The 23,937-nt window shown below is 44.4% G+C and carries 22 protein-coding genes; 11 read left to right on the top strand and 11 right to left on the bottom strand.

Annotation, left to right across the window (positions count from 1 at the left end; all coding sequences use genetic code 11):
* Positions 1 to 3: 3 nt before the first annotated feature.
* Positions 4 to 2,307 carry a TonB-dependent receptor gene (locus DK188_RS02955; protein ID WP_111669276.1) on the top strand — a complete coding sequence of 768 codons (2,304 nt, stop codon included), beginning with the start codon at positions 4 to 6 and terminating at the stop codon, positions 2,305 to 2,307.
* A gap of 5 nt (positions 2,308 to 2,312) precedes the next feature.
* Positions 2,313 to 2,918 carry an HmuY family protein gene (locus tag DK188_RS02950; RefSeq protein ID WP_111669275.1) on the top strand — a complete coding sequence of 202 codons (606 nt, stop codon included), beginning with the start codon at positions 2,313 to 2,315 and terminating at the stop codon, positions 2,916 to 2,918.
* A 55-nt stretch (positions 2,919 to 2,973) separates the two neighbouring features.
* Here DK188_RS02950 and DK188_RS02945 read toward each other — a convergent pair whose 3' ends face one another.
* Entirely contained in the window at positions 2,974 to 3,483 is a 510-nt protein-coding gene (locus tag DK188_RS02945; RefSeq protein WP_232825644.1) for a C40 family peptidase, read from the bottom strand.
* A gap of 139 nt (positions 3,484 to 3,622) precedes the next feature.
* Between DK188_RS02945 and DK188_RS02940 the strand changes: the two genes are divergently transcribed.
* Together DK188_RS02940 and DK188_RS02935 are read left to right on the top strand one after the other, a co-directional pair.
* A complete protein-coding gene (locus tag DK188_RS02940; protein ID WP_111669274.1) occupies positions 3,623 to 4,969 on the top strand; it encodes an MBL fold metallo-hydrolase in 1,347 nt (448 codons plus the stop codon).
* A gap of 203 nt (positions 4,970 to 5,172) precedes the next feature.
* Positions 5,173 to 5,412, top strand: coding sequence for a hypothetical protein (locus DK188_RS02935; protein WP_111669273.1), 240 nt, complete (start codon positions 5,173 to 5,175; stop codon positions 5,410 to 5,412).
* 53 nt (positions 5,413 to 5,465) lie between these two features.
* On the opposite strand, the gene DK188_RS02930 is transcribed toward DK188_RS02935, so the two are convergent.
* Positions 5,466 to 7,652 carry a S9 family peptidase gene (locus DK188_RS02930; protein ID WP_111669272.1) on the bottom strand — a complete coding sequence of 729 codons (2,187 nt, stop codon included), beginning with the start codon at positions 7,650 to 7,652 and terminating at the stop codon, positions 5,466 to 5,468.
* 159 nt (positions 7,653 to 7,811) lie between these two features.
* Between DK188_RS02930 and DK188_RS02925 the strand changes: the two genes are divergently transcribed.
* The gene (locus tag DK188_RS02925) at positions 7,812 to 8,798 is read left to right on the top strand and encodes a D-alanine--D-alanine ligase (protein WP_111669271.1); all 987 of its coding nucleotides are present in this window, start codon (positions 7,812 to 7,814) and stop codon (positions 8,796 to 8,798) included.
* A gap of 150 nt (positions 8,799 to 8,948) precedes the next feature.
* Here DK188_RS02925 and DK188_RS02920 read toward each other — a convergent pair whose 3' ends face one another.
* From DK188_RS02920 to DK188_RS02900, 5 genes are all read right to left on the bottom strand, one after another.
* On the bottom strand, positions 8,949 to 9,683 hold the full coding sequence (locus tag DK188_RS02920; protein ID WP_111669270.1) for an MIP/aquaporin family protein: 735 nt from the start codon (positions 9,681 to 9,683) through the stop codon (positions 8,949 to 8,951).
* 84 nt (positions 9,684 to 9,767) lie between these two features.
* Positions 9,768 to 11,267, bottom strand: coding sequence for a glycerol kinase GlpK (glpK, locus tag DK188_RS02915; protein ID WP_111669269.1), 1,500 nt, complete (start codon positions 11,265 to 11,267; stop codon positions 9,768 to 9,770).
* 69 nt (positions 11,268 to 11,336) lie between these two features.
* Positions 11,337 to 12,902: a glycerol-3-phosphate dehydrogenase/oxidase gene (locus DK188_RS02910; protein ID WP_111669268.1), complete on the bottom strand. Its 1,566-nt coding sequence runs from the start codon at positions 12,900 to 12,902 to the stop codon at positions 11,337 to 11,339.
* 60 nt (positions 12,903 to 12,962) lie between these two features.
* Positions 12,963 to 13,460, bottom strand: coding sequence for a SixA phosphatase family protein (locus tag DK188_RS02905; RefSeq protein ID WP_111669267.1), 498 nt, complete (start codon positions 13,458 to 13,460; stop codon positions 12,963 to 12,965).
* Between the two features lie 183 nt (positions 13,461 to 13,643).
* Entirely contained in the window at positions 13,644 to 14,378 is a 735-nt protein-coding gene (locus DK188_RS02900; protein ID WP_111669266.1) for an RluA family pseudouridine synthase, read from the bottom strand.
* Positions 14,379 to 14,487: 109 nt separating this feature from the next.
* Between DK188_RS02900 and DK188_RS02895 the strand changes: the two genes are divergently transcribed.
* A complete protein-coding gene (locus DK188_RS02895) occupies positions 14,488 to 15,693 on the top strand; it encodes a hypothetical protein (protein ID WP_157963150.1) in 1,206 nt (401 codons plus the stop codon).
* 28 nt (positions 15,694 to 15,721) lie between these two features.
* Here the strand turns inward: DK188_RS02895 and DK188_RS02890 are convergent, their stop codons facing one another.
* Entirely contained in the window at positions 15,722 to 16,201 is a 480-nt protein-coding gene (locus tag DK188_RS02890) for a GNAT family N-acetyltransferase (protein WP_111669264.1), read from the bottom strand.
* 71 nt (positions 16,202 to 16,272) lie between these two features.
* Here DK188_RS02890 and DK188_RS02885 point away from each other — a divergent pair, with 71 nt between their 5' ends.
* The 4 genes from DK188_RS02885 to DK188_RS02870 all read left to right on the top strand — a co-directional run bounded on the left by DK188_RS02885 (position 16,273) and on the right by DK188_RS02870 (position 21,412).
* Positions 16,273 to 17,043, top strand: coding sequence for a type III pantothenate kinase (locus DK188_RS02885; protein ID WP_111669263.1), 771 nt, complete (start codon positions 16,273 to 16,275; stop codon positions 17,041 to 17,043).
* Between the two features lie 82 nt (positions 17,044 to 17,125).
* Positions 17,126 to 18,166, top strand: coding sequence for a quinone-dependent dihydroorotate dehydrogenase (locus DK188_RS02880; RefSeq protein ID WP_111669392.1), 1,041 nt, complete (start codon positions 17,126 to 17,128; stop codon positions 18,164 to 18,166).
* Positions 18,167 to 18,219: 53 nt separating this feature from the next.
* Positions 18,220 to 20,724 carry an FtsK/SpoIIIE family DNA translocase gene (locus DK188_RS02875; RefSeq protein WP_111669262.1) on the top strand — a complete coding sequence of 835 codons (2,505 nt, stop codon included), beginning with the start codon at positions 18,220 to 18,222 and terminating at the stop codon, positions 20,722 to 20,724.
* Between the two features lie 34 nt (positions 20,725 to 20,758).
* Positions 20,759 to 21,412: a LolA family protein gene (locus tag DK188_RS02870; protein WP_111669261.1), complete on the top strand. Its 654-nt coding sequence runs from the start codon at positions 20,759 to 20,761 to the stop codon at positions 21,410 to 21,412.
* Between the two features lie 113 nt (positions 21,413 to 21,525).
* Here the strand turns inward: DK188_RS02870 and DK188_RS02865 are convergent, their stop codons facing one another.
* Genes DK188_RS02865 through DK188_RS02855 form a run of 3 tightly spaced genes read right to left on the bottom strand, consistent with a single transcriptional unit; the run spans position 21,526 to position 23,084 of the window.
* Entirely contained in the window at positions 21,526 to 22,101 is a 576-nt protein-coding gene (locus DK188_RS02865) for an anthranilate synthase component II (RefSeq protein ID WP_111669260.1), read from the bottom strand.
* The gene (locus tag DK188_RS02860; RefSeq protein WP_111669259.1) at positions 22,085 to 22,630 is read right to left on the bottom strand and encodes a CvpA family protein; all 546 of its coding nucleotides are present in this window, start codon (positions 22,628 to 22,630) and stop codon (positions 22,085 to 22,087) included. The genes DK188_RS02865 and DK188_RS02860 overlap by 17 nt, the downstream gene beginning before the upstream one ends.
* A gap of 1 nt (position 22,631) precedes the next feature.
* Entirely contained in the window at positions 22,632 to 23,084 is a 453-nt protein-coding gene (locus DK188_RS02855) for a GatB/YqeY domain-containing protein (protein WP_111669258.1), read from the bottom strand.
* 60 nt (positions 23,085 to 23,144) lie between these two features.
* Here DK188_RS02855 and DK188_RS02850 point away from each other — a divergent pair, with 60 nt between their 5' ends.
* On the top strand, positions 23,145 to 23,861 hold the full coding sequence (locus DK188_RS02850) for a pyridoxine 5'-phosphate synthase (protein WP_111669257.1): 717 nt from the start codon (positions 23,145 to 23,147) through the stop codon (positions 23,859 to 23,861).
* Positions 23,862 to 23,937: the final 76 nt, after the last annotated feature.

Raw genomic sequence — 23,937 nt, 5'->3', positions numbered from 1 at the left:
CTCATGTTTAGAATTAATCTTAATAAAATCATTCTCTTATTTTCTCTTACAGTTCACTCCGTTTTTGCAGGGTCAGATATTGTCAAGCAGATTCGGGATGAAAAGGGCTCGCCTATTCCTCATGCTACTGTGCAGGCAAAAGGCTCTCCAGCTATAGTAGTGGATAAAGATGGGAAAATTCAAACTGAACTCGCAGAAAGTGAATCAATCTTGATTTTTGCTTTGGGGTACGAACCCCTCCAAATTTCATGGGAGGACTGGATTGCTCAGGACATTTTTGTTCTTAAGGAGAAAGCAGGTTCCCTTCAGGAGGTAGTCGTAGCTGCTACAAGGACTGATCGTACTGTCGAAGACCTTCCACTACCTGTCAATGTTTTGAATGAAAAATCAATTCAGGAAACCGGTGGCATTCGACTTTCTGAGATCCTTCGCGAACAAACGGGTCTTCAAATCTCTGGAGATCATGGCACTGGATTGCAGATGCAAGGTTTGGATTCAGACTATATTCTGATCTTGCTTGATGGAGAGCCGCTCATTGGTAGGACTGCTGGAACTTTTGATCTCGACCGGATTTCAGTATCCAATATCGAGCGAATAGAGATTCTGCGGGGTCCCTCGAGCGCCATTTATGGCAGTGAGGCCATGGCCGGTGTGGTCAATATCATCACTAAATCCACTGAAGAAGAGACTAGGCTTGATCTCGGACTTCGTCATCGCTCCTTCAACTCCTGGAATCCCTACGCAGACCTTGGTTTTTCCAAAGGTAAATGGAGCACCAAACTCTTCTATGATTACATGAGTACCGAAGGTTATGACTTGACACCCGAGCTAATTGGTCAAACGCAAAACCCCTACCAGGCTCAGACGATTCAATTAAAAATCAACGGAAAACTTCATCCCAATTGGGATGTCGGCCTCTTTGGCCGTGGCTACTTGGAAAACTCGACGGGTGAGCTGGAAACCTCAGGCACTTCAGGAAGCGAACTCTTAAATCTGGACAACTCCAGACGAGATTTCAACTTCAATCCTACACTCCGTTTTACTCCGAATTCCAAAATCCTGATGACACTTCGAGGGATGAGTTCTTGGTTTTCGACAGTTGCTGACACTCGATTCAACTCGGATGGTGGAATATTTGACTTTCAGGATTTCAATCAATTCTACCACCGTACCGAGTTGCAAACCGATTTCCAGATCAAAGAAAATCAATTGCTAACCCTTGGAATTGGTCATCTGATCGAAACAGTAGAAGCCACCCGATACGAAGGTACCAATCGATTTGATGCGGGATACCTCTTTCTCCAGCATCAGTGGGACCCGGGGAAAAAGACGAACATCATCTCAGGTCTGAGAGCAGATTTTCATAGTCAATATGGAAACCGACTCAGTCCCAAAATCTCGGGACAATATCGCCTTACAGAAAATTTCAGTTGGCAAGCCTCAGTAGGCGCTGGTTTCAAAGCACCTGACTTCAGGCAACTCCTGCTGAATTTCAACAACGCCGCAGCTGGATATTATGTCTTTGGCTCTACTCTCGCCCAAGAGGGAATCGAAAAACTTCAAAATGAAGGGCTCATAGCCCGAATCCTCTTGGATCCTGCTAATCTGGGGGACCTGAAAGCTGAATCTTCTTGGGCGCTAAATACCGGCTTCCGCTGGAAAGTCAATCCCAAATTTCTCTGGGTCGGAAATGCCTATCGAAACCACATCAATGACCTGATCGAGACTGCACCCATTGCCCAGTTAGTCACCGGACAAAATGCCTTTTCGTATTTCAATATTTCGCAGGTAATCACCCAAGGGATCGAAACTGACCTGAGTTATCAAGCTACTGGAAACCTACAGCTAAGTGTCGGATATGCCTTCTTGGACACCCAAGACGCAGAAGTATTGGACCGGATTGATGCAGGGGAACTGTTCAAAAGAGACGCTCAAAACAGAACCAGACGCGTAGTCAGAAGTGACTATGGCGGACTCTTCAACCGCAGCCAACATAGCGGCAACATCAAAATAAACTATCAAGACCAGTGGACGGGAATTGACTTCGCGCTGCGCGCAATCTATCGTGGGAAGTTTGGCTTTGCCGACCTAAACGGCAATCTCATCCTGGATGATGAAAGCGAATACGCTCCCGGTTGGGTGAGTGTGAACCTCACTGCTTCCAAAACTCTCAAAAACGGGATTTTCCTCGAAGTTGGAGCCACCAATTTATTCAATGTCCAAACCACCTTTGAACCTACTAATCCCGGCAGAGTATTGTTTGCCGGACTAAAAATTCCTTTTGCAAACCTAATTCAAACTAAGTAATATAAATGAAAACTACCTTCAAATTCAGCCTAATTGCACTATTAGCCACTTCAGCATTTGCCTGCACAGAAGATACTCCAGAACCTGTGGTACCTCTTGAAGCCATTTTGGTGGAGGACCTTGCAGCTCCAAATGATGTCATTGACCGCACTACAGGACAAGTGACCGAAGTGAAACCATTCCAATTTTTCAGCTTGGAAGAGAATGCGCTTGTAGCCGAAAACGAAGACTGGGACCTGGCTTTCAAAGGAACCACGATCCGGGTTAATGCCTCAAAAAATGTGACCGCAGCAGTAGTCACAGGAATCTTTAACGAAATAGCCGAAGTCCCTGCATCGGCAAGTTTCGCAACAGACTCAGGGGAATCGTTTGCTATTCCTACCGGAAGTGGCAATGGTTGGTACAATTACAATTCAGCCACATTCACGGTGACACCGATCCCCGGTCGAGTTATCCTAGTCAAAACTACAGACGGAAACTATTCTAAAATTGAAATCCTGAGCTACTACAAAGGAAATCCTCCTGCAGCTGAGCTCAATCCTATGACTACACCAAGTGCACATTACACGTTTAGATACATCCTTCAGCCTAACGGAACGACAACATTCTAAAAGCATTGGATAATTTTTTAAGCTGGGTAAAAGGGAGCGCTTCGGCGCTCTTTTTTTATTCCAGTATTCGCTTCGCAAAGAGAAAGGCGCCTGACCAGTAGCGATTGCTCAGGTAATCTTCAGTCACTCCAAGTGAAGTGGAAGCATGAATAAATCGGACCTCACCTTTGCTCACCTCGGTGACAATGCCGGAGTGGGTGACTTGATTTTTCTTTTTGCCTGTGGCAAAAAACAAGAGATCCCCAGGCTGCACCTGATTAAGATTTACCTTTTGCCCCAGCTTACTTTGATCTGCAGACATTCTGGGAAGATTAATTCCGACTGCGTAGTAGGAGTGAAAAACCAAAGCCGAGCAATCGATTCCTGCGCGCGTTGTTCCTCCAAATCGGTAGGGAGTCCCACGGTAGGTTTTGGCAGTTTCGATTACAGTAAAAGCAGGATTGTCCTTGGCTACCTTCTTGGACTTACAACTCTGGGTAATGGTAATTCCCAAGAGGAGAAAAAATGGGAGGAATTTTAAAAATGCTTTTTGGGATAGCAATGGAATACTTTTTTGGTTTTCCAAGTTTAAGTGGTACGATTGGTTTTACCAAGGCAATCCGTATAATGCCTAGTGATCTTTTTCCAAAGTGATGATCGTCACAGAAATCAAGTGCCAGACATTTTACATTTGTATCAAAATCTAGAATCAATAATAAATACCTATGAATATTCAGCAGTTTTATGACGAAGGATTAGCCCATGCGAGCTACGCCATCCTGAGCGAAGGAAAAATCGCTTTGGTTGATCCTGGACGGAATCCTCAACAATATTCTGATTTTGCTCAAGCTAACAATGCCAAAATCGTTGCTGTAATTGAAACTCACCCCCATGCTGACTTTGTGAGTTCGCACTTGGAATTTCATAAAAATGAGGATGCTACGATCTATGTATCCAAGTTGGTCGGAGCAGAATATCCACATGTTGGATTTGATGAAGGAGATTCATTCGAAATGAGAAAAGTAACTTTCCATTCCTTGCACACTCCGGGTCATTCGCCCGATTCGATCAGCATTTTGCTGAGAGATGAAAATGGAAAAGACCACGCGCTTTTCTCCGGTGATACACTTTTCATCGGTGATGTGGGTCGGCCTGACCTGAGAGAAAAGGCAGGAAATATGATGGCTCAGCGAGAGGAATTGGCGAAGATGATGTATCACACCGTCCAGGATAAACTGAAGCCTTTGGCTGATGAAGTCTTGGTTTTCCCGGCACATGGTGCAGGTTCGCTTTGTGGCAAAAACCTCAGCGATGCACGTCAGTCTACGATCGGCGAACAGCGCGCAACAAACTGGGCTTTCAGCGATCTGGATGAAAAAACATTTGTGGACTCTTTGCTTCAAGGTCAACCATACATCCCAAAATACTTTGGCTACGATGTCGATATGAACAAAAAAGGTGCCCCTGCCTATCAGCGATCCATTACTCAAGTGGGCATTTGGCCAGAGGGATCAACTTTGCCAGAGGATGCCTTGGTTATCGACACCAGAAATAATGTTGATTTCGCTGCTGGACATATTGCCGGAGCCATCAATATCATGAATGGGGGCAAATTTGAAACTTGGCTTGGCTCGATCGTCGGACCGGAAGAGCAATTCTTCTTGATCGCAAATTCAGCAGCTGAGCTGGAGATTTTGATAACAAAAGCTGCAAAGATCGGATACGAACAATTAATCAAAGGCGCAGTGGTAAATCCAGCCGGAATGACTGAAAAAGGGGATTCATTCGACTTGGAAGCCTTCAAAGCCAATAAAGAACGCTTTACCATCGTTGATATTCGTAGCAGAGAGGAACATGCCACCGCTCCGATATTCGAAGATTCGATCAATATTCCGCTTCAGGAATTGCGGGAGCGGGCAAAAGAGATTCCGACAGAAAAACCTGTGGTCGTTCACTGTGCGGGAGGATACCGATCTGCTGCAGGCTCTAGTATCGTAGCGGCAGAATTGGAAGAAAATGAAGTCTTGGACTTCAGCGAGGCGATCAAAGAATTTCAATTGGTAGCACATTGATAAGGAACTGAAAAAAGTTGCTTCACCCAACCTCCGGCTAAAACCGGAGGTTTTTTGTTTACCGCGATAGGGTGATTAGCGCGAATTGAAAATTGCTTCGCTGCGCAGAGGAAGTCTTTGTCTTGACTTTTTTATCCATTTTACGATCAAAAAGCTGAACCAATTTGGCTAAATTGAGGTCTTAGTGAAGCAATAGAAAAGATATGAGTCGAGAAGAGTTTAGCGTTTTACCAATCCACCAAAAAATCAGAACCCTCTTTATCGAGGGTACTTTTGTGGTGGGCATTCGCTATTATCGGCACAAGATCAATCTCTACTTGCTCGACAATGAATACGTGGAGGTTTTTTACAATCACAAGCTGGACAAAATAGACCGCATCGAATACCTGGAGCGGGATCATAGCCGTATGAAGTTCTATTTGGATCAGATCAAGATTGCATAAAAAAACCCGCAGTAGTTTTTACTCTGCGGGTTTCTCATTTTTCATATTTCTGATTACAGCTTCCGCTTCAAGAAGTCGGTCATCTGTGTGTACAAATGCCAAGTGGTATTGCCTCCGTATATTCCGTGGTTTCGATTGGGATAATAGAACGTCTCAAACTGCTTGTCAGCTGCAATCAGCGCATTGACTAAGTCTACAGAATTCTGAAAGTGGACATTGTCATCACCTGTGCCATGAATCAAAAGGAAGTTTCCTTTCAGCATATTCACATGAGTGATCGGACTGTTGTCATCGTATCCAGCCGCATTGAGCTGGGGAGTCTGTAGGTAACGCTCGGTATAGATCGTGTCGTAATATCTCCAAGTGGTCACAGGAGCTACAGCAATGGCGGTTTTGAAGACATCATTGCCCTTCATCAGGGCAAGAGATGACATATAGCCTCCATACGACCATCCCCAAATTCCGATTCTGGAGGCATCCACAAAAGGCATTTTTGCAAAAAACTTTGCTCCCTCGATCTGATCGATGGTTTCTAATTTTCCGAGATTTGCATAAGTGGAATGTTTGAAATCCCTGCCTCTGCCGCCCGTTCCCCGATTGTCTACACAGGCCACAATTATGCCCTCAGCAGCCAATTGCTGATGCCAAAAATCACGGGTTCCTCCCCAAGAATTCAGTACATTTTGTGAACCCGGACCACCATAGACGTACATCAGGACAGGATATTTCTTCGTTGGATCAAAGTCTGCAGGCTTGATGATGTAGCCGTTAAGTTCGGTCCCATCTACTGTAGCGAAGGAGAAGAATTCCTTTTTGCCCAAAGCAAAACCAGCTAGTTTATCCTTAAGCGCTTGATTGTTTTCGAGGACTTTGATGACTTTCCCAGACGCTTCATTCAGGGTGACATTCACAGGACTATCTGTAGTGGAGTAATAGTCAATGAAAAACCTATGGTCTCCACTCATGTTAATCGTATGCGTCCCTTTAGCTGGGGTCAAGGACTTTTTGCCTTTGCCATCCAAATTAATGACATAGAAATTTCGCTCCAAAGGAGAGGCTTCAGTGGAGATAAAATAGAGTTTTTTGGCCTTTTCATCGATTCCTACCATGGAGCTTACTTCCCAATTTCCCGAAGTGATCTGACGGATCAGGCTTCCGTCCATATTGTGGTGATAAATGTGCTTGAAGCCATCTTGCTCAGAGGTTCGGATGAATGATTTTCCGTCGCTCAAGTATTGCAAATCATCATTATAATCCAAATCCACATAGGTTTTGGAAGTGTCGGAAATGATCAGTTTACTTTCCCCAGTGGTTGCATCGGCATGAAAGAGATCCAGTTGATTTTGAAGGCGATTCATCCTGATAAATGCCAATTGGTTGGCGTCTTTAGTCCAATAGATCCGCGGCAAATAAATGTCAGTTTCCGTACCTGCATCGACTTTTTGCGTTTTCCCAGAAGTCAAGTCATACACATGAATGCTGACCAGGGCATTTTTTTCACCCGCTTTAGGATATTTGAATTTGTAATCCTGCGGATAAAGCGGCCCCCAGATTTGCATATTGAACTCAGGAACTTGGGTTTCATCGAATCGGATGAAAGCAATCTTTTTGCCGTCAGGCGACCATTTGAATGCCTGAGCCATGGAAAACTCCTCCTCATAAACCCAATCGGCAGATCCGTTGATGACTTTGTTCCACGCTCCGTCTGTGGTGATTTGAGTCAACTTATTGGTTGCCAACTCGACTATGTAGAGGTTGTTTTCTTTGACAAAAGCAACTTTGTCATTGTCAGGAGAAAGCGTAGCATAGGAAATTTTCTCCCCGTTCATTAGCTCTTGCTTTTGGCCGGAGGCCATATCTACTACATAAAAAATACCTTTGGAAGAGCGTCGATAGATCGATTCCACATCGGTTGCAATCAAAGCTTTGGATTCATCTGCATTGAAGCTGTAGGAAGAAAAATTGACACCCAATGCACTTCCATCCAGCAATACCCCAGCTTCTTCGCCTGTAGCGAGGTTGATCTTCACTACGGCGGGTGCTCCTGACTTTTGTACGAGTGAACTGTAATACTGCCCGTCCTTCATCCAGTTGATGCCATAGACGGATTTTTGGGAGAAGGTGCCTTTTTTGAAGACATCTTCCAGTGTTACTTTTTTTAGGCTTTGGGCCTGTGTGCTGAGTACAAGCCCGATCATTGCGATCCAGGCCAGGCTTAACACTTTCTTAATTTTAATCATATTCTTGAAATTTTGGGTAAAATTCTTGTGTAAAATCTGGACGAATATATAAAACCTCGAACTAACCCGCCAAGGGTTCGAAACCCTAGGAGGGTTTTTTAGAAACCTTTGGAGGGTTAAGAGAAAATAAGCTACTTCGTATTGTAAAGTTTCCCAGCTATGAAGAAAACAATTGCCCTGGTGACCGGAGGATTTACCGGAGAATCAGTCATTTCATTGAAAAGTGCTGCTGTTGTCGAAAAGACTATCGATAGACAGAAATATGACGTATACAAAATCCTCATTTATCCAGGCGATTGGCACTATTTGAATGCCGCCGGGGAAAAAATCCCTGTGGACCTGAATGATTTCAGCATCAGCCTTGGAGACGAAAAAATCACTTTCGACGGCGTATTTAACATCCTCCACGGTTCGCCGGGAGAGGATGGAAAATTGGCCGGCTACTTTGACATGCTGGGCATCCCCTATACAACCTGCGATCAGCTGACATCAGCGATTACGATGAACAAGGGCTACACCAAGGCGATTGTGCAGGATATACCTGAATTGAACGTAGCCAGATCGATTCAGCTTTTTGAAAATTTGGCTGAAAATGCCTCCAAAATAGCAAAAGAACTTGCGCTACCACTATTCATCAAACCCAATAATGGGGGAAGCTCTATCGGAATGAGCAAAGTGAAAACTTGGGAAGAATTACCTGAAGCTTTGGAAAAAGCCTTTGCAGAAGACAAGCAAGTTTTGGTCGAAGAGTTTGTCTCGGGAAGGGAGTTTTCTATAGGCGTATTTAAGGGAAAAGGACAAATCAACGTTTTGCCAGCCACAGAAATTGTGAGCAGCAAGGAATTTTTTGACTACGAGGCAAAGTATGTCCCTGGAGTTTGTGAAGAAATCACCCCGGGAAGAATGAGCGAGGAAGAAGTGGAACGTGTGGGTAGAATCGTGACGAAAGTCTATGAAAAGCTGAACTGCAAGGGGGCTGTGCGGATCGATTACTTCCTCCAACACGACACGGGAAAATTCTATTTTATCGAAATCAACACGGTGCCGGGGCAAACTGAAACCAGCTTGATTTCCCAACAGGTAAGAGCCATAGGCATGGAAGTTAGGGATTTTTATACTGACTTGATCGAGGAGATGTTTGGGTGATAAATCGGTTTGAAATTAGAAAAAGAAAGCCCTGGCATGATGCCAGGGCTTTTCAATTTTGTGGGTAACCTTCTTGAGTAATGTATTTTTCGAGATCGTAATCCCAAATACACCTATTTTCAGAGATTACAATCGCCAAATATTCTATTTTCAAGAACCCACCACCAAATACAACAATGCTGCCAAGGCTCCTCCAGTAATGGGCCCAAGAATGGGCACCCAAGCATATCCCCAATCTGTTTTTCCTTTCCCTTTGATAGGGAGTAATTGATGCATCAGGCGTGGCCCAAAATCACGGGCAGGATTGATAGCATAGCCTGTAGTACCGCCGAGGCCAAGACCTATAACCCATATCAGAAACGCAACCGGAACAGCTCCCAAGGAACCCATCCCTACTGGAGTTTGATTCTCATCCCCTAGCATGGCACCTTGATTGTACAGGATCACAAAGATCAAGACAAAGGTTCCAACCAACTCGGAGAAAAAATTCAAAGGCAAGTTGCGGATAGCCGGAGAGGTGCCAAATGGTGCTGCAATAATCCCCGGGTCATCACTCGATTCGTAATGATCCTTGTACATCAGCCATGCTATCCCCACTCCAATCATTGCTCCAATGATTTGAGCTAAAATATAGCCCGGGACTGAAGCCCAATCAAATTTGCCCGCTACAGCCAGACCAACTGTCACCGCAGGATTAAGGTGTGCCCCACTATAGGGTCCAGCTACCACAACGCCTACAAATACGGCAAAAGCCCAAGCCGTACTGATTTCCATGATTCCTCCACCATGACCTTTGGTTTTAGGAAGGAGCATATTGGCTACTACTCCGGAGCCAAGCAGGAGTAATAATCCTGTTCCGATTAATTCTGCGATATAAGGATTCATCTGTTTATAATTCGTTTAGGGCTGGTGGGATACTTTGAGAAATCATCTCCCTTTGGGAGATGCATTTTGGAAGGGAATTTCATCTTATTCTACCCAATTTTTAGATCGCTCTACTGCTTTGTGCCAAAAATGAATCAACTCCTCCTGCTTGCTTTTCTCCATTTCTGGTTGGAAACTTCGATCTGCCGCCCAAAGTGCCTGAAGCTCATCCCGGTCTTTCCAAAACCCAACTGCTAGGCCAGCTAAAAATGCTGCGCCAATAGCGGTGGTTTCGATGATTTGCGGTCTTTTGATTTCGCAGCCCAACAAATCTGCCTGAAACTGCATCAGAAAGTTATTGGCAGTAGCACCTCCATCGACTCTGAGTTCCTGAGTGGGTTTGCCGCTATCCTTTTCCATGGCTTTGAGCACATCATAAACTTGATAAGCGATCGCTTCTAGAGCTGCCCGAGTCATGTGCGCAATGGTAGTTCCCCGTGTGATTCCAAAAAATGCTCCTCTAGCATCCTGATCCCAATGCGGTGCTCCCAGACCAGAAAGTGCCGGGACAAAATAAACTCCATCATTATCTGATAGACTCGTAGCCAGTTTTTCGGTTTCCGATGCTTTTTTGAAAAGCTCCAACCCATCCCGAAGCCACTGAACTGCTGCTCCACCGATGAAAACCGATCCTTCCAATGCATAGTTGATTTCGTCGCCAATCTTCCAAGCGACAGTTGTCAACAATTGATTTTTTGACCGTACAGCTTCTTTTCCGGTATTCATGACTAAAAAACAGCCAGTGCCGTAAGTCGTTTTTGCCATGCCCGGCTCGATGCAAAGTTGGCCGAAAAGAGCAGCCTGCTGATCTCCGGCCACTCCAGCGATGGGGATTTTCACACTCAGCACATCTCCTGCCGTTTCGCAGAAGACTTCACTGCAGGTCTTTACCTCTGGGAGCATGGATTTGGGGATTTCAAAAAGGTCCAAAAGTTCCTGATCCCATTCCTGTGTATGAATGTTGAAAATCATCGTTCTGCTGGCATTGGTGATGTCAGTCAAGTGAGACTGCCCTTTCGTAAGCTTCCAAATCAACCAAGAATCCACTGTTCCAAAAGCCAATTCTCCTGCTTCTGCACGTTCTCTGGCTCCTTTGACGTTTTCCAGGATCCACCGGATTTTAGTCGCTGAAAAGTAGGCATCGATGATCAAGCCGGTTTTCGATGCAATCAAATCTGCATGTCCCTTTTCCTTGAGTTCGTTGCAAAATCCTGCAGTACGACGGTCCTGCCAGACTATCGCCTTATGGATGGGTTTACCGGTTTTTCGATCCCACACGATGGTGGTTTCCCGCTGATTGGTAATTCCGATGGCGGCAATTTGATCAGCACGGATGTCTTTGTTGACAAGTGCCTCGATCATTACTGCTGACTGACTCGTCCAGATTTCGTTTGCGTCATGTTCAACCCAGCCTTGCTTTGGGAAAAACTGCTTGAATTCTTTTTGAGCCACTGAGACGATCTGGCCCTGCTTGTCAAAAACAATTGCTCTAGAACTGGTCGTCCCTTGATCCAGAGCCATTATAAAGGGTTTGTTTTGGGTCATTTTGGGTTTGAGGGATTATTCGTTTAGGATTTAGAGTCACTTTTCAAACTGCGATCAACCTTGAGAAACCTAGGTTTTTATCACGTATTTTTCTGCTACATTTTTAAAATCATCCAGCTCCTTGGTAAGCCAAGCTTCATCCATTCCGAGTTCCGAGGCCATCAACTTCCCTACTTTTTCTGCTGAATCCAAGGCGGCTTGAGCATCCAAAATCAACATCCGGATGCGGCGCGAGAGTACATCTTCAATCTTCAGCGCCATCTCATTGCGAACAGCCCAAAGCACCTCGGCGAGGATATACGGAAAATCAGGATGAATAAGCTCAGCAAGACTCGAATCAGTAGAAGCCAACTCTTGAATTAATGGGGCATCAGATCCATAGACTGCCCAATGACCATTGGGAATCGACTTGGTAAATCCATGAAGAAGGATATCCTTGGATCTCGAATCATCCATGGATCTGCCTGTGATCTTTGGAAAATACGCCACGGTATCTTCGCCCATTTTCCGGAAAGTCGTCCATTTCCCGCCGGTTAGCGTCACGAGGCCACTTTCTGAGACGATGACTTTGTGCGAGCGTGAGATTTCTTTGGTCTTGGTGCTGCCTTCCTTTGGCCGTGCCAAAGGCCGCAGTCCAGCAAATACAGACTTCACATCAGCCCGGGTAGGTTTTCGGGTAAGGTATCCCGCCGCAGTTTCCAGTACGAAATCAATTTCTTTTTGCAAGGCTTCTGGTTCCAACTTAGCCTTTTCCCGAAGTGTATCCGTAGTACCGACCACAAGTTTCCCATGCCATGGTACAGCGAAAAGGACTCGTCCATCCCGGGTCTTTGGAATCATGAGGGCATCTTTCCCGCCCAAAAAATCCAGATCCAAAACAAGGTGAATCCCCTGACTTGGCTGAATTGTTTTGGGAGCCTCAGGATTGTCCATTTTGAGGATTTTATCGGCAAAAACTCCAGTGGCATTTACGACCATTCTTGCCTTGACAGGATATTTTTTCTTTGAAATCAAATCCTGAACAACCAGTCCATTTATTTTCTCCGAAGAATCTTTTTCAAGTGAAACCACCTTCGCATAATTCAAAATTGATGCTCCAGCGTGATCGGCTGTCTGTGCGATAGAAAGTGCCAGTCGAGCGTCATCAAACTGCCCATCATGGTACACAATCCCACCAAATAGCCCTTCCGGGTTTATTCCAGGCATTCGCTTCAGGGTTTCTTCCTTAGAAATATAGCGGGAGGAGCCTAAACTCAGATTGGCGGACATGTAATCGTACATTTTCAGCCCAGCACTGTATTGAACTCGATCCCAACGGGTGTAAACCGGAATGATAAATGCTTGATTTTGGGTTAAATGAGGAGCATTTTTTATCAATCTCCCACGCTCCCGAAGCGCTTCCAAAACCAAAAAAACATCGCCTTGGGCGAGGTATCTTACCCCGCCATGCAATAGTTTGGTGCTACGGCTAGAAGTGCCTTTGGCAAAATCCGCCTTTTCAAAAAGTGCCACTGAAAGTCCTCTGGAAACAGCATCCAGCGCTACGCCAAGTCCTGATGAACCACCACCAATTACAGCAATGTCCCAGATCTTTTCTGGGTTTTGAAGTTGTTTTAGGTTTTCGTCGCGGTTCATGGGTTCCTTTAACTTGTCAGTTCAAGATAAAGGAATTGAATTGCGAAAGGAAAAATCGGGTTAAAAATCCTTGTAAACTTTTCGCTCCACAGTGGAAGAATTGGACTCCAAATTCACCACATAGATGAAATTGTATTCCAAATCTGTCAAATCGGCAAATTTTTCGGATTCACCTACAAAAAAGTTGGCCAATTGGCTTACGGTATTACTGTGACCGACTACCAGAATATTTCCTTCCAGGGTTTTGAGCTGCTCGACTAGGGCATCAGGATTGGATGGATCATAAATTTGAATCGGCACCCCAGCTCCTTCTGCAGTGGGCAAAGCGGTATTTCGTGTTCGGACAAAGTCGGTAGAGTAAATGTGTTTGATCTCTTTCCCTTCAAGAATTTGCGCCAATTTTATGGCCCTTACTCCACCTGCATAGGACAGCTCTGGATCATTACCCACGAGTTGCTTTTCGGCATGTCGGACGATGTAGATGGTCTTGGGCTGGTTGGGTGACGTGCAGGAACCAAGGATGAAGATTAAACTGAAAAGTAGGAGAAGGTTTTTCATAGTTAATTGAAATCTGCTTTGCGAAATACAGTTGAAATCCGTCCGCAAGAGCGGACGAAATAAGATACTCTGTTTAGCGTATAATCTTAATTTAAACCTTTAAATCGTACGTATTTCTACTGTATTTCTACTGTATTTCTACTGTATTTCTACTGTATTTCTACTGTATTTCTAAATTCCTTATTACCCCGAAAAGGTATTATCCAGATGCTGATCCTTCACTTTTACTTCTTCCAGTTCCAGAAACTGCTCCCAGAATTCTGACTCAGGAAGTGCTGCCCGCATGTAGAGTTTTTCTTTCCTTACCGGGTGTACAAAAATCAAATGAAAGGCATGTAAGTTAATGCTGGCATCCGGATTGGCTTTGGCAAAGCCATACTTGACATCTCCGCGGATCGGACAACCCATAGAAGCCAACTGCACGCGAATCTGATGTGGACGACCAGAGATTGGACGAACTTCCAGAAGCCAGTGGTCATTCATATAGCCCAAGGTCTTGTAATTTAATTCCGCTTTCTGAGATCCCGGAACTTCCTTATCATGGGCGGTAACGACGTTTTTGAATTCGTCCTTGGTCAGGTAATGCGTCAATTTGCCTTGTTCTTCACGTGGCTTTCGTTTGACAATAGCCCAATACACCTTGTGAATATCCCGCTTGCGAAATAGCTCCATCATCCGCTCCAGCCCTTTTGAGGTGCGAGCGAAGGCAACCAACCCGCTTACCGGTCGATCCAAACGATGGATCGGGTGAAGAAAAACCTCACCGGGCTTTTTATATTTCTCTGCGATGTAATCCTTACAATAGTCGATCAGTGTCTTGTCACCGGTTTTATCACCCTGCACGAGGATGCCAGCAGCTTTATTGACGATCAGGAGGTGGTTGTCCTCATAGACAACGGTAAATGGCTTCTTTCTCATAACAGCCCGCAATTTAGCTATTTACTTTGAAGGCGATGGAGAAAAAACTCGAAGTCAATTGTTTCTAACTAATGTTTAGTTTAATTAGCGACTTAATAACTTCTTGCCGATGAGACCACTATTGATTTTTCTGGCGTCTTTTCTGATGCTTAGCTGTGACAATTCTTCACCTCAGGCTCAACAGAAACTCTCCGATTCTCAAACTTTTTATTTTGAAAAGTTAGACTCGATCGTGGTCAAGGATGTCATTGCTCGAGTTTTAGTTTTTCAGGGCTTTCATGAAGATCAATTCTTTTTCAGAGACATGGCATCTTCCGAGGTCTATGTGTACGATCAAGCTGGTGAACTTGTGGACCAATGGAATAAAGAAGGCGATGTACCGGGAAAATTCTCAATGACTGCCTCTAATTTTTCCTTTGACAAAAAAGGAAACCTTGTCTTGCTAGATTTAATGACAGGAATCAAAGTTTTGAGAAAAGATTCAGAGGTGGTTCAGGATTTTAGTATTTATCAGAATCAGGTTAGTCTTGGAGCCGCTTTTTCACTTTTTGATACAGAGCAATTAATAGAAAAAGATGGTAAGGAATACTTGATCTATTCCCTGGATATCATTGACGAATACAGTCAAAACTATGATGCGGAATTTTTGGCTCAACGCAAAAATCTATTGATGACAGATCTGGAATCCAATGAAACTACTGAGCACATACCCTTTCCGGAAGGATCACATTTTCTCAATGGAAAAGTTTACTATTTCAGAGATCTGAGACCGATTTTTCAGTACGATGAAAAATCAGAGCGCCTATACCTCATGTTTAAAAGTGAGCCTATTCTATACACTTATGATTGGTCAGGCGATGCCCCCAAATTGATAGATCAGCAATTGCTCCCCTTGAAAGGCTTTGAAGTATATGAAGGTTTTGAAGTGGGTGCTGTGGACATGGGCCAGATCGGCAATTTTCAAACTCGTCCCTATCCTTCAGACATTATCGATATTTCAAAATACAGAGAGGATTTATTGATCAGCTATATATCCACACCTCAGGATAAATCGGCCATTGCCAGTGTGATTGCGGGACAAGCCACAGATGAAACTAAGAAAAGACTCAGAGAAGAAGCCAAAATGAGGACAGTTTTACTCCGAACTAATGGAGAAATCATCCCGGTCGAAATCCCCGGAATGCATTACAACAGCTTCAAAGTCGATGGAAACACCATCTATTGGATGAAAAAACCCGATCCAAACACAGAAACAGAGGACTTCACACTCTATTGGGGAGAGTTAAAAGCCAAAAAAAAGACCGAAGAGATTTAAGTCTTCGGTCTCCTGACTTCAAGCCTAATTAGTCCTTCAACAATTCTCTAATTTCATAATCCTGCAAATGGGCATTGAGCCAACCCGCTTCCAATGCCGCTCCGTATTTTTTGTAAAAATTGATCGCAGGCTCATTCCAGTCCAGCACCTGCCACATCATTCCAGTGCAATTAGCCTCCAGGCATTTGGCCATCACCCGGTCAAAAAGCAGCTTTCCAGCTCCATTTCCACGCTCTGATTCAGTAACTACGATATCTTCCAGATACAATCTTTTCCCCTTCCAAGTCGAATACCGGTAATAATAAATGGCAATGCCGATGATTTCTCCAGTGGAATTCTTTTGGCAGACATACATGCCATACACTGGATTGGGTCCAAAGCCGTCGGCCTTCATCAATTCCAGAGTGTTGGTGACTTGCTCGGGAGCTTTTTCATAGAGTGCAAGTTCTTTGATCAGTTCGAGGACTCTGGGTAAATCTTCTAATTTGCCTTCGCGGAGAGAATACATAAGGGAAAAAGGGGTTTGGATTTGGTAATTACTTTTCTGTTGGACTAAATTAGTCAAAACCTGAGAAAAGCATGTTTTTAGCCATTGATGCCGGCAACTCAAATGTTGTATTCGCACTTTTTGACCAGAAAAACGGAAAATGGACCAACCAATTCCGGCTGGAAACGAAAACTCCAAGATTGATTTCCCAACTCAGCAAAAAAGTCCCGCTCTACTTTCTGGAGCATGGAATTCAGCTTTCCCAAATTCAAAAGATCGGGTTCAGTTCGGTCGTCCCAGAGGTCAATTCCATCATTGTCCAATTCTGTCAAAACTTCCTAGGGCTTGACCCATACCTAATCTCCCCAACTAGCTACAGCAGATTGCCTGTCAAATCTCTTCGGCCAAATGAAATCGGCAGTGATCTCATGTGCAATGTCATGGCCGCATACTCAAAGCATCAGAAACCAGTCATCATCGTTGATTTTGGTACCGCTTTGACATTTACCGCAGTAGATGAAAGTGGAAAGATTCTAGGTGTAAACATCGTTCCTGGGCTCAGGACTGCCATCAAGTCTCTTTTCGCCAACACGTCCAAACTGCCGGAAGTCGAGCTGAAGCTGCCCGAATCAGCACTTGGGAAAAATACGATTCATGCGATTCAGGCTGGAGTTTTGTACGGTTATACGGGTTTGGTCAAGGGAATGATCGAGGCAATCCAAGCAGAAACTGGCTCAAAATTCAGAATTATTGCTACTGGAGGTCTAGCTGCGATTTTGACAACTTTGGAAAAAACATTTGACGATGTTGATCGAAATCTGACTTTGGAAGGTCTCAGATTAATCACTGAAGCAAACTCGTAAAGAGTGGAAGATCGAGACATATTTCTCCCTGATTTTCTGATAGCAATCCCTAACTTTGGCGCTCAAATCCACTAAGGCTGACGTGTATAAATCCCTGCTCAAACCCCTGCTTTTCCTCAAAAACCCGGAGGATGCGCATCATTTTACCTTTTCACTGATCAAAACAATCTTCAATCTTCCTATCGCTAGCTCCATTGTCAAATCCACTTTTGGCTTGGATGACTCGAGGTTGGAGCGAGAAGTTTTTGGTTTGAAATTCAAAAATCCAGTGGGTTTGGCTGCAGGCTTTGACAAAGACGCAAAACTCATAGACGAGATGGCGATGCTCGGTTTCGGATTCATCGAAATCGGAACTTTGACGCCGAAACCTCAAGAAGGCAATCCTCTTCCACGCTTATTCAGATTGCCACAAGATGAAGCCTTAATTAACAGAATGGGCTTTAATAACGGAGGTGTTTCAGCCGCTGTGGAGCGATTGAAAAAACGGAATTCCGATGTCATCGTGGGAGGAAACATCGGCAAAAACAAAGTCACTCCCAATGAAAATGCAGTGGATGATTACCTGTTTTGTCTGGAAGCTTTGCATCCCTATGTAGACTATTTTGTAGTTAATGTCAGCTCTCCCAATACGCCAAACCTGCGTGATCTTCAGGAAAAAGAACCACTGAAGCAACTTCTCCAAGCAGTCAAATCCGCAAACGATAAAAAATCAAAACCAAAGCCGATTCTCCTGAAAATTGCCCCAGATCTCACCGATGGACAGCTAGATGACATTGTCGAAATCGTCCAAGAAACACGAATCGATGGAGTCATTGCGACCAATACGACAATCGATCGTTCGAATCTGAGCACTCCTCAATCCGAAGTAGAAGCCATTGGAGCTGGAGGAGTAAGCGGCAAAGTATTGGCAAAAAGAAGTACCGAAGTAATCCGTTATTTGCATCAGAAATCAAATGGAGCATTTCCGATTGTTGGAGTAGGAGGAATCTATTCTGCAGCAGATGCCATTGAAAAACTCGAAGCTGGCGCAAGTCTTGTCCAAGTGTACTCAGGCATGATTTATGAGGGACCTGCTTTGATTAAGAATATCAAAAAGGGACTTCTGGCATATTTTTCCCGGTAAGTTCATTTTCAAAGGCCACTTGGCTAAAATTAAAATTGTACTTTCAAGCTTAAATGGCATCAGAAACCACCGCAAAAAATACGTTTCGAAAGAAAGCGGAGAATACCAAAAAGGCCCCTCAGCAACCCAAGGGCCCAAGTTTTTCTTTTGGCAAAATCCAGTTTAAGCAATTCCCCCTCATCGCTGGGATATTTCTGATTTCGGCAGCTATCTTTTTGTTTATCGCTTTTGTAAGCTACCTGATCAATGGGCCAGCGGACCAAAGTCTGGTAATGAACAATCCGGATCAAGCAGTTAGAGACGCCGCAAGAGAATCCCAAAATTGGCTTGGCTACCTTGGCGCACAGGCCTCGCATTGGCTGATCTACCGCTGGTTTGGAATTGCCGCATTTCTGCTCCCTCCTTTCCTGTTTTTGTTGGGGTTCAAATGGACCTTTAAGTTTTCTCTAGTACCGCTTACCCGATACGTGATTTTCTCGCTGTTCTTCACGGCTTGGCTAGGGTTATTGATGGGCTATATCGTGATTTTGGTAGAAGGCTACTCGTATTGGAGCTTTCTTTCGGGAGGATTTGGGTATGAATTAGCGAGACTTTCCAGCGATTTTCTAGGAATGGGCACCTTTATTTTAATTGTCGGCGCTTTTCTGATTTTCGTAGTTCTCTTTTTTGGATTGGAGCAATTGAATTGGTTTGCACCCAAAGAGGTAGAGGATGAATTAGCCGACGAGATAGCTCCGCAAAGTAAAAAAACGCCTAAAGCAAGTCCATTTCCATTAGCCGAAAGTCCTGAAAGCATTGATGATGCCGAAGAGGAATTTGAGGATGATGGCAGTGCTTGGGAGGTCAAAAGCAATCCTCAATCTGAGTCATCGCCAGAATTACCCTTTTCCATCACCGAAGACCTAGTCGAAGAAGAAGCTGAAGAGGATCTCTTTGAAGTGCCTCAAGTCAACCTTTTGGAAGAAGGAAGAGGAAAAAGTACTGTGAAAGAGGGGAATTTTTCAGTCAACAAAGTAGAAGAAGAAAAGACCGCCGAAGCGGTCGAAAACCTGGATCCTTATGATCCTACTTTGGACCTTCCTCGATACAAATACCCTACACTTGACTTGCTGAATGAATACGACATCAAAAAGGTGACCGTATCCATGCAGGAACTGCAGGAAAACAAGGATAAAATCGTCACAACGCTTAAAAACTTCCAGATCGGAATTCAGGGAATCCAGGCGACCATCGGTCCGACAGTGACTTTGTACGAGATCGTCCCTGACCCAGGAGTGAAGATCTCCAAAATCAAAAACCTCGAAGATGACATCGCGTTAAGTTTGGCTGCTTTGGGTATTCGAATCATCGCTCCTATTCCCGGCAAGGGAACAATCGGTATTGAGGTGCCAAATAAAAACCGTGAACTAGTGCCTGCCCGTGCGGTACTAGGCACAGAGAAATTCATGCGGTCTGATAAGGATCTTCCGATTGCGCTAGGCAAAACGATTTCCAACGAAGTATTTGTCGCTGATCTTGCCAAGATGCCTCACCTCCTCATGGCAGGAGCTACAGGTCAAGGAAAGTCAGTTGGCTTGAATATGATTTTGGCTTCTTTGATCTACAAAAAGCATCCATCGCAACTGAAGTTTGTCTTGGTAGATCCGAAAAAAGTGGAGTTAACGCTCTTTAACAAGATCGAGCGACATTTTCTCGCAAAACTTCCGGGATCCGAAGAGGCCATTATCACCGATACCAAAAAGGTAATTTACACGCTGAATTCCCTTTGTATCGAAATGGACAATCGATACAATCTGCTAAAAGATGCAGGCTGTAGAAATCTAAAAGAATACAACGCCAAGTTCATCGCGCGAAAGCTCAATCCTGAAAAGGGCCACTATTTCATGCCTTACATTGTGCTGGTCATAGACGAGCTGGCGGACTTAATGATGACTGCCGGCAAGGAGATCGAAGGACCAATTGCACGTCTTGCACAGCTGGCACGAGCTATCGGTATTCACTTGGTCGTGGCGACACAGCGACCATCTGTAAACGTCATCACGGGTATCATCAAAGCCAATTTCCCGGCCCGTCTTTCATTCCGGGTAACTTCCAAAATCGACTCCAGAACTATCTTGGATGCTGGAGGTGCTGATCAGCTCATTGGAATGGGTGACATGCTCCTTTCTCATGGTTCGGAAATGACCCGAATCCAGTGTGCATTTCTTGACACACCAGAGGTCGATGCGATTTGTGATTGGATCGGCGAGCAAAAGGGGTATTCTGATGCCTATTTACTTCCGGAGTTTGTCGGAGAAGATGGAGAAGGATCGCTCTCTAGCGTAGATCTTTCTGACCGTGATCCGCTTTTTGACGAGGCTGCACGCTTGATCGTATTGCATCAGCAGGGCAGTACTTCATTGATTCAGAGAAAGCTAAAGCTGGGCTACAACCGTGCTGGTAGAATCGTAGATCAGCTGGAAGCAGCCGGCATCGTAGGAGCTTTCGAAGGGTCCAAAGCCCGGGAAGTCTTGATTCAGGATGATGCCAGTTTGGAACGGTTATTGAATAGTTTGTAATCGCTGTCTTACCCAGTTCCAGCAGCCCAATTACATGAAATTCCATAGGTCCTACTTTCTTCTTTTCTTTCTTTTTCTAGGTTGTTTTGAAGCTTTCGGGCAAAAAGACCCCAAGGCAAAAGCGGTACTTGATGCCATGAGCCAAAAGTATCAAAGCATGAAAGGATTCACTGCCGGCTTTGACTACACCTATTCAGATGCGGGTGTGCCCGGAGATCGACAGACTGGTGAAATCGCTGTGAGTGGAGAAAAGTACCGACTCAAACTTCCTGATCAAGAGATCTACAATGATGGCAAGACCGTATGGACCTTTATCCAAACACCCAGCTACAAGGAGGTCACCATCAACGACGCCACACAAATGGAAGGAGAACTGACTCCATCCAACATTTACAAAATGTATCAGACTGGTTTCAATTATAGGCTTTTGGCAGATAAGACTTATCAGGGCAAAGCGGTAAATGTGGTAGAATTGATCGCATTGAAGTCCAATGCACCCTTTCAGGAGGTGAAATTGATGGTGGACAAAAACACCAAAGATCTACTCGGATGGGAGATGTCTGATGGCCAAGGCGGAGTATTTACCTATTCTTTCAAAAACCTAAAGGCTGCTCCAAATTTGGCTGCAGACTATTTTACATTTGATCCCAAAAAATATCCCGGGATTGAGGTGATTGATTTAAGGTAAAAGAGATTTTTGAATTAAGAGTTTCGTTTTAAGACGTATCAAGCTATTTCAAAGATTTGATAACGAGTGAGCTTTTTAGTCTCTTTGAAATTGCCAATTCATTTTTGGAAAAACTAGTTCACCTCTTTTCTGACCCTTCCCACCCAACTTCTAACTAATTCCAATCCAAATTCGGTCAAATGCGCTTCAGGGTGATATTGGATTCCTAGGATCGGGAGCCTCTTATGCGCCATTCCCATAACTTCTCTTGATTCAGTTTCTAATATGACCTCAAGGCAATCCGGTAAGTTTCGAAGCTGAAGTGAATGGTATCGAGTGACTTCGAATTGATCGGGAAGATTTTCTGTGAAAAAATGTGGTTTTGCCTTTCGCACCAAATGGACTTTACCATGGGTTGGAACCTGATTTTTCACCAATTCTGCTCCAAAAAATTCACCAATCGCCTGATGACCGAGACAAACCCCTAACACAGGAATATCCCGATGGTATTTTTCAAAAACTGAGAAAAGGTTGCCCGCTTCGGAGGGAATTCCGGGGCCAGGGGAAAGAATCAAACCTTTGAAATCGATTTTTTCAATCTCTTCCAAACTAACATCATTCCTGATGACTCTTAATTCCTCTCCAGTCTGCCGGATTAAATCCGCCAAAATATGACTGAATGAATCAAAATTATCAATCAGCAGCAGCATCTCTGAATCCCTCAACAATCTCGGCGATCGTCTCCTGCAACTCTTTTACTTTTGGCACCAAAGGCTCCAATACCCAAATCACCCCAGGCGCCAAAGGTTCGATGTATTGAAGGAATTCACTTTTTGCACTCCATTCTTTTGGCATTTTCAGATCAAATCCCAATGCAAGCCACATGAAAAGGCTCACAAAAAATGCGGATTTCACGATACCCAAAATTGCTCCTGCAAGGCTGTCTACACTCCCGAGCAAGATCATATCCATCATTTTTTTGAGTATCCAGCCGGCGATATTGACGATGAGAAGGGTGATGAAAAATACGATCAGAAACGCAAAAACCGGAAAAGCAAAGCTGAGTTCATCCAGCCGTTCTGCAAGCATTTTGCTGACTGGATCCATGAAATATACACCCAGAATTATGGCGATGACGAAGCCTATGAGTCCTACAATACTCATCAAAAGGCCTTTTTTGTAGCCCTCATAGGCCCCAAGCGCCAAAACAATCAGGATGACAATATCAATCGGTGCCAAATCAGCCGTTCAATAAGGATTTTACTTTGTCTGCAATCGCCTTACCTTCTGCTTTCCCTGCCAATTGCTTGTTTGCAGCGCCGATTACCTTACCCATTTCCTTGGCACTGGTGGCACCGGTCACATTGATGATTTCTTGGATGGCCAAAGTAAGCTCTTCATCAGTCAATGCCTTTGGTAAAAACTCCTGGATAACGGCAAGTTCTGCCAATTCCACCTCCAAAAGATCTGGTCTATTTTGCTGCTGATAGATGTCTGCTGAATCTTTTCGCTGTTTTGCTGCTTTGGTCAAAAGCTTCATTTCTTCATCCTCAGAAAGCTCCCCGGAGAATCCGCCTTTGGTTTCTTCTAAAAGAATCATCGACTTGATTGCACGCAATGCAGTCAATCTTACTTTGTCTTTGGCAATCATGGCGGATTTAATTTCGCCTTCTATTTTCTGCTTTAAAGCCATTAGTCCTAAGTTTGTGTTATATCAATATTAGCAGGTAAAAATACCTTTTTCAAAACAGATATGACCCAACTCAGTGTAAATATTAACAAGATTGCCACCCTTCGCAACGCAAGAGGAGCGGACAATCCCAATGTCGTCAAGGTGGCTTTAGACTGTGAGCGATTTGGTGCTCAGGGAATTACCGTCCATCCAAGACCAGACGAACGGCACATTCGCTATCAGGATGCGGTGGATTTGGCAAAAGTGGTGACGACGGAATTCAACATCGAAGGCTACCCAGATCAGCGTTTTATGCAACTGATCCGAGAAGTAAAACCTGCCCAAGCCACACTGGTACCCGATCCTCCCAATGCGATTACGTCCAATTCGGGTTGGGATACGATCACTCACCAAATTATGCTTCGTGAAATCGTAGCCGAATTGCATGAAATCGGAACTCGGGTTTCTATCTTCATCAATCCGGAAGCAAAGTTTTTTGAACCCGCCAAACTTACCGGTACAGATCGCGTGGAGTTATACACTGAACCTTATGCTTCAAATTACCATCAGGATCGCGAAAAAGCCGTGAGACCTTATGTGGAAGTTGCACACATTGCCAAAGAATTGGATCTTGGACTGAATGCCGGACATGATTTGGACTTGCACAATTTGGCTTACCTGAAGCAGCAAATCCCTTTCCTGGAAGAAGTTTCCATCGGTCATGCTTTGATCTGCGATGCGCTCTATTTTGGACTGGAAAATACGATTCAGATGTACAGGAGGCAGTTGGAATTGTGAGTATTGGAAGATTGAAAAACTAGAAGATGGAAAAATTAAAGGTTGGAAAGTGGCAAAGTTGAAAAGTCGCAAGGAT

This window comes from Algoriphagus litoralis, assembly GCF_003259255.1.
Classification (GTDB): Bacteria; Bacteroidota; Bacteroidia; order Cytophagales; family Cyclobacteriaceae; genus Algoriphagus; species Algoriphagus litoralis.
This window is presented reverse-complemented; position numbering and strand designations above follow the sequence as displayed.